Source organism: Desulfovibrio sp. ZJ369 (assembly GCF_011039085.1).
Classification (GTDB): Bacteria; Desulfobacterota; Desulfovibrionia; order Desulfovibrionales; family Desulfovibrionaceae; genus Desulfovibrio.
In genome coordinates, this window is sequence record NZ_JAAKEI010000073.1 from 1 (window position 1) to 5649 (window position 5649).

Annotated in this window: 10 protein-coding genes; 2 read left to right on the forward strand and 8 right to left on the reverse strand. The window is 50.8% G+C overall.

The annotated features are described in order from the left end of the window. From G7Y51_RS13630 to G7Y51_RS12980, 8 genes are all read right to left on the reverse strand, one after another. On the reverse strand, positions 1-181 hold a 181-nt coding region (locus tag G7Y51_RS13630), incomplete at its 3' end, for a hypothetical protein (RefSeq protein ID WP_206214345.1). Continuing rightward, the gene (locus tag G7Y51_RS12950; RefSeq protein ID WP_165178130.1) at positions 130-441 is read right to left on the reverse strand and encodes a hypothetical protein; all 312 of its coding nucleotides are present in this window, start codon (positions 439-441) and stop codon (positions 130-132) included. The genes G7Y51_RS12950 and G7Y51_RS13630, both read right to left, overlap by 52 nt. A gap of 178 nt (positions 442-619) precedes the next feature. Then, positions 620-949, reverse strand: coding sequence for a DUF1640 domain-containing protein (locus tag G7Y51_RS12955; protein WP_206214346.1), 330 nt, complete (start codon positions 947-949; stop codon positions 620-622). A gap of 243 nt (positions 950-1192) precedes the next feature. Then, entirely contained in the window at positions 1193-1489 is a 297-nt protein-coding gene (locus G7Y51_RS12960; protein WP_165178134.1) for a hypothetical protein, read from the reverse strand. Between the two features lie 319 nt (positions 1490-1808). Beyond that, the gene (locus G7Y51_RS12965; protein ID WP_206214347.1) at positions 1809-2213 is read right to left on the reverse strand and encodes a DUF2335 domain-containing protein; all 405 of its coding nucleotides are present in this window, start codon (positions 2211-2213) and stop codon (positions 1809-1811) included. Then, entirely contained in the window at positions 2203-2388 is a 186-nt protein-coding gene (locus G7Y51_RS12970) for a hypothetical protein (RefSeq protein WP_165178137.1), read from the reverse strand. The genes G7Y51_RS12965 and G7Y51_RS12970 overlap by 11 nt, the downstream gene beginning before the upstream one ends. 313 nt (positions 2389-2701) lie before the next feature. After that, positions 2702-3094 (reverse strand): hypothetical protein, encoded by a 393-nt coding sequence (locus G7Y51_RS12975; RefSeq protein ID WP_165178139.1) that lies wholly within the window; start codon positions 3092-3094, stop codon positions 2702-2704. Continuing rightward, complete coding sequence (locus G7Y51_RS12980; RefSeq protein ID WP_165073070.1) at positions 3081-3557, reverse strand: ImmA/IrrE family metallo-endopeptidase; 477 nt, start codon at positions 3555-3557, stop codon at positions 3081-3083. The genes G7Y51_RS12975 and G7Y51_RS12980 overlap by 14 nt, the downstream gene beginning before the upstream one ends. A gap of 723 nt (positions 3558-4280) precedes the next feature. Here G7Y51_RS12980 and G7Y51_RS12985 point away from each other — a divergent pair. Both G7Y51_RS12985 and tnpA read left to right on the forward strand, forming a co-directional pair. Next, positions 4281-4730 (forward strand): DUF4406 domain-containing protein, encoded by a 450-nt coding sequence (locus tag G7Y51_RS12985; RefSeq protein ID WP_165178141.1) that lies wholly within the window; start codon positions 4281-4283, stop codon positions 4728-4730. A gap of 329 nt (positions 4731-5059) precedes the next feature. Beyond that, positions 5060-5488 (forward strand): IS200/IS605 family transposase, encoded by a 429-nt coding sequence (tnpA, locus tag G7Y51_RS12990; RefSeq protein ID WP_165178143.1) that lies wholly within the window; start codon positions 5060-5062, stop codon positions 5486-5488. The last annotated feature ends 161 nt before the right edge of the window (positions 5489-5649 follow it).

The window sequence follows — 5649 nt, forward strand, 5'->3', positions numbered from 1 at the left end:
CCCTCCCGGCCAATGCCTGCTGCCATTGACGCAACACCTGAGCCATATTGCGGCCTGTAAAAGACTCGCGTGTACCGTCAGGCATGGGCAGCACGCCGATGATGCGGCGGCGTGCGGATCTGAAATGGATCAGTACGGACTTGCCCCGGCTGCCTTCGTATTCGCGGATGCCGTAGCACATGTGTCCTCCTGTGCCTGGATGATGCCCGGATGCAGCCGGGCGGAAGCGGTGCGTTCCAACTCCTCCCTGCGGAGCCGGGACAGGCCCGCGATCCGCAGCTTGAGGTGCCGTTCCAGGCTCACATCGTCACGCAGGCCCGCCCACCTGAGCGCGTTGATGAGCCAAAGCTGTGCGATATGGGCCGTGGCCGGATAGCGTTCAGCCTCGTAGGCGAGCACGTCCGCCCTTTCGCGTATCCGTTCACAGATTGCCGTTGCCATGCGGGCCTCCAAAAAAAAGAGCCGGGGATTTGCCCCGGCCCTGTGGGTGAACAGTGCTGGTGTACTATCATGCGTCGCGCCTGGACGGCAGTTTGGGCCAGGGTGCGAAACCTTGTCGAAAGGCAAAAGAAAAGGGCGGCTCATTGAGAGCCGCCCGTGAATCTGGGACATTTGCCAGTTACAGCAGCTTGACAAGAGCTGCCACAATAGCAATGGACGCCGCCAGCATGGCCCCCAGCTTGAGGGTCATACGCAGTTCCAACTTTTGCATTTCACTGGTCAGGCGAAGTTCCATCTGCACAAGGTCTCCTTTGGTCACAAGGCGTTCCTCAATGATTTCACGGAGGGCGCTTGCCTGAGCCTTCGCCTGTTCTTCCGTGAAGCCGGCGGCCTTGAGCTTTTCAAAGTATCCGAGGGTATCAAAGGTTGTGGCGGTCATAATGGCCTCCTGCTGTCTGTATTCAGAGATAGCCATTTTCACGGCCTCTGTCAAAAACGCGTTGGCCATGTGTGCTCCGGCTTGTCCGAACCGCGTAGGCAGCTATCCTCGCACGTCCCGGTAGGGCCTTCTTCGCTTCGATTGTCAAAGAACCTTGCCCCTTCCGCCGGGCCAGCCAACGAAAAACCCGCCTCGCACGTTGGCCTTTCCTTGCGGGCAGGCGTTGTGTGCTTGGCGGGTTCAAAATGTTGTAAATTACAATTTTTATCAACAGAAAAAAAGAAGGCTTTTACAACTTTTTTAAGTTTTGGCTTACTTCCTTTCGGATAAAACCCCAAAGGCATTTTCAGCGAGGGCGCAAACTTCGCTAGGCGATATGTCCAAGGCGCGAGCCATACGCGTAAACTCTGAAAAAATAAGACGTTTTCTTTTTCCTGTGGAGCCTTGTGGCTTCCGTAAGCCCTGAAGCCGCATCCTTGCCGCTGAGGGGGGAGCGTCTGGGAAAACGCGGGTAGCCCATTCCTCAACAGTCATTTTTTTTTCTTTGCGCCGATTATCCAAGAAGTCGATAACCCAAGCTTCCATCTCGATCTGCCTTGCTTCGTTCATGGCCTTTCCTCCTTAATCAGAGGAAAGGTAGCAGGAAAAACGTTCTTTATTCATACCTGTAATTCCCGCTTGATAAAAGTTGTAAATCACAACATTTTGAACGTCAAGCAAACCGTTCCTTGACAATCAACTCCGATGAACCCGCTTCAGACGCCGCGCCGGGTTGCTGCCGCCCGCCGCCTGAAGAACAGGGGGAGGGATACCCGATGGAATCGGGCCGCGCCTGGACGGCAGTTTGGACCAGGGCGCGAAACCTTGCCGAAAGGCAAAAGAAAAGGCCCTCCGGAGAGGGCCGTTACAGGCAAAAGACAGCGGGAAGTCAGTCGCGGTGGCGTTTCTTCCTACTCAAAAAAGAACTTACAACTCCGAGAAGCGTTGTACAGATCAATGCGGCGCCTATTTTTTCAAAACCGTGGAGTACAAGTGCCACTCCACCAATGGAAAAAATAAAGCAAATGGTAAACGCCATCCATAGGGCTGTCATATTTTCGCGATGTTCGTCCGCCTCTATCTGTGCCGCTCGTTCATGTGCGTGTTGCGCTGCCTCATGTGAAGCGGTTTGATCTTTTTCCGCCATCGCAATGATACGATCTGCCGCACCGGGCACTATTTGCTCAAGACGCTCCATAATGGCCGGAGGAGGAACAGGCCCGTGATAGATGATTCCCTGTGTCGTCCGACGAATAGTCTGCGGAGGCTGCTTTTTCTGCGGGCTATTCTTCATTACGCGCTACCGCATTTCCTAAAATGTCCCATACTGCCACAAAATGTCTTTCGATACCTTGTTGCGCTTCGTCAGGTGCTGACGACAACCGAACTCGGGTATCTCGGGGCGAGAAGGAAATCATCGCTCCTAAAGCAACAAAAACGGCGATTATCGCCTTGATTGGTCGTTTCATGATTTTTTTCTCTGAGTGGTTGAGCAGACACGAATAGCCGCATACAGCGGCTTTTTATTAAAAATAAGACAAAGTGCCCTTATGAGCAAGGGGAAAAACTGGTAGAATTTTTCCGATCCAGTCCAGCCCGTGAGCTGTGAAAGCTCACGGGCTGTCGGAAACGAAATTTGTGTCATGTTTCACGGGCTGATCCAGCAGTTTGGGCCAGGGTGCGAAACCTTGTCGAAAGGCACAAAAAAGGCCGCTGGAATCCCGGCGGCCTGTGAAGGAAAAGGACGGCTCCGAAGAATCCGCCTCGTGTTTTGCATGAACCTTATAAGCTGGGATGAATTTTGAATCCTTCTTTGAGCACGTTGGTATAATCCTCTTTTGCGGGGTCTATCCTGAATACCGCTCTTACCAGCCCCCACAACATGGCGGACGGTACCAGCAGAAGGGCCAGCAAAAGGCCCATAACATGCTTATGGGCGACGAACATTTGAAGCATGATTGTGTGTGTCACCAACATCCACATCACACTAAAAAATATGGCATAGAGCAAGCCGCATATGATGCAAACCGCGATGAAGAGCCATTGTCTATGCCTGTATCTTTGTATTTCAAGCGAAATTTCGGTTTGCTGATTATTTTCAGTAATACTAATTGAGGATAGAGAGCTATCTCCCCCGGAAAGGTCTTGGGAAGAACAGATATCAGCGGATTCCATAACCCAGGTCCTTGAGTCTATACCGCATTGCTGCTTTGGATACCTTGAAAAGAGAGGCAAGCTTTTCCAGTTCACGCACACCGCGAACTTGAATCAATGCATGTACGAAATCCTTCGGCATAAGCAAGTGGGCGGCGAATTTGTTGGCGGCCACCTCCTTGGGATCGCTAAAAATCATTGTAAAATTTTCAGGAGTATCTCGGTCACGAGGCCCGTGCGAAAGCGCATGATGCCCAAGCTCATGAGCAATCGTGAAACGCTGCCTGACAATACTTTCCTTGGGATTGTAAGTAATAAGCGGGCCTCCGTTCTTCGCGCCCGTGGGCTCATAATGTCCGCTGCCGTCAAGATTGGGGGCGGCCAGAACCGAAATCCCCATTTGTGTGGCGATATATCCAGGGTCGACCGGAAGGCTGCCGTCATCCCAATAGGCCGAAAGGACATCCTTAGCTGACATGGGCATGGCACATCTCCCTTTTCAGACTTGAATAACCGCTTCCCATTTCGGTTAGCGGCTTCTACAAGATAGAAATATGACAGCTTTGTCTGAAATGCAACGACAATTTCCGTCACAAGGTATGACTTTTAGAGTCAAACTCCTTTTACAACCATTTAAAATAAAACGAATTTTTTAAGAAAATCATCCCAAAAGTGAGACCCTCTTCCGTCAAATTCCGCTTCGGTTCCGCCGGCTTCCGGCATTTCCGGAAACCGGCGGTCAGAAACGAAATTCGCCAATCGGTTACAAGATGTAACCTTCTGAATTTCACGGGCTGCTCGTGTCTGGCGTCCACCCGTGCGGCGCTCTCGTCGCCACCGCCCGCCGCCTTTCGGCCTGCCCTACATATCGGGCCATTCGTGCGGGCGCCCCTTCCTGCCGGGCCAGCTTACTTTTCTCCATCCGCCGTTCCGAGCTTCTCTCGCGGTGTCCTACTGATCCACCGTGCCGCATGGGCCGTGTGTCGTTCGGGCCTCTGGAATCCTGCTCCGGGCGGTCGCCTTCCGGACTCAGGCTTGTGGCTACTCTGGCCCGTGGGCCTTGTTCGCCGCCTTTTCCCGGTTGGCAAGTCGATATTGTCGAAAGACAATACATAAGTCAAGGCAAATTTTGTCTATTGACAAAAATTTTCTTTCAAGCGAGGCTCCCCCTGTCCGACATGAATACCAACAACAGGAGAAAAATCGTATGCGAGTAATGATTTTTCAGCCCATGAAGGGGCTATCGGCGGAGGAAATTCGGGAACGGCGGGCGACGGTCGTCGCCAAACTGGAAGACGAGGGCCATGCGGTGGTGGATACCGTTTTCACGGACACACCCCCGGAAAACGGAAATCAGGCCCTATGGTGTCTGGGAAAGGCGCTCCAGGTGATGTCCACGGTGGATGCCGTCTATTTTATGGAGGGATGGGAAAAGGCGCGGGGATGCAGGATCGAATATGAGGCGTGTATTCTCTATGGGATAAGGGCACTGAATGCCGATATTCTTCGCCAGAAACCGTTGCTGGATTTTGTTCTGGGAAACCCGGATAGCGTTGGCAGTTGGTCTTATGGCTGTGAGGTATGCGGAAGAAAGGAAGATGTCGTCATGACTCACGATACATATTCTGTGCAATTATCATTGGAAAAAAACTTATGATTTTTGGGGATACCCATGTTCTTTGCAAAGAGCATATCGGAAAATGTAAAAATATAACGCAAAAATTTATAACACTGTATCAGCTTTATCTATACTTGAGAGGTGTAAGAGAAAGTCACAAAATTTCACCAAACTACGCCGCATATATGCGGAAAATTTTGTGTAACTGTGTCAAAGGGTTGGAAGAGATTATTCAATATAAATAATCGTGCAACCTGACTTCTGCTTTTCTATCCTGACTACGCGCAACTTTTATTGTCCCACTCAGGGAGGGGTAAAACCCCCACCTTTAGGTGGCGGCTTTAGCGTTTCTTTTGTAGAATGTGGGCATGAGCAACTATCGTAAAGGCTCCCACAGGGTTTTCTCAATTCACTTGCACCTGGTCTGGATAACCAAGTACCGGAAAAAGATTTTGTCAGGCGACATCGCCCAAAGGGCCAGGTCGCTGATACGCGGTATTTGTGAGAAACATCAGGTGGAAATACTCAAAGGACATATAGCACCCGACCATATCCATCTTTTCGTTTCAGTTCCGCCAAACCTTGCTGTGAGCAAGCTGATGCAACAACTGAAAGGCCGAACTTCCCATGGCATGATAAACGAATTCCCATTGTTGAGCCGCCAGTATTGGGGACGCCATATGTGGGCGCGCGGCTATTTTTGTTGCAGCAGTGGTAATGTGACCGATGAGGTTATTAAGCAATACATTGCGCAACAGGAAGATGCTGATGAGACCTTCCGGATTGAGGGTGAATGACTTAAGCCTGCTTCAGCAGGAACCATACCGGCTTTAGAGCAATTTGACTTTTATTTTATTTAGAAATCGTTTAGATTGCAGAGATGAAATTTGCATCTGAAGAAATCCGAACCAAGGCTGTTCATGCGTATCTTGATGGAAAAGCAACAGCCAGGCAATTG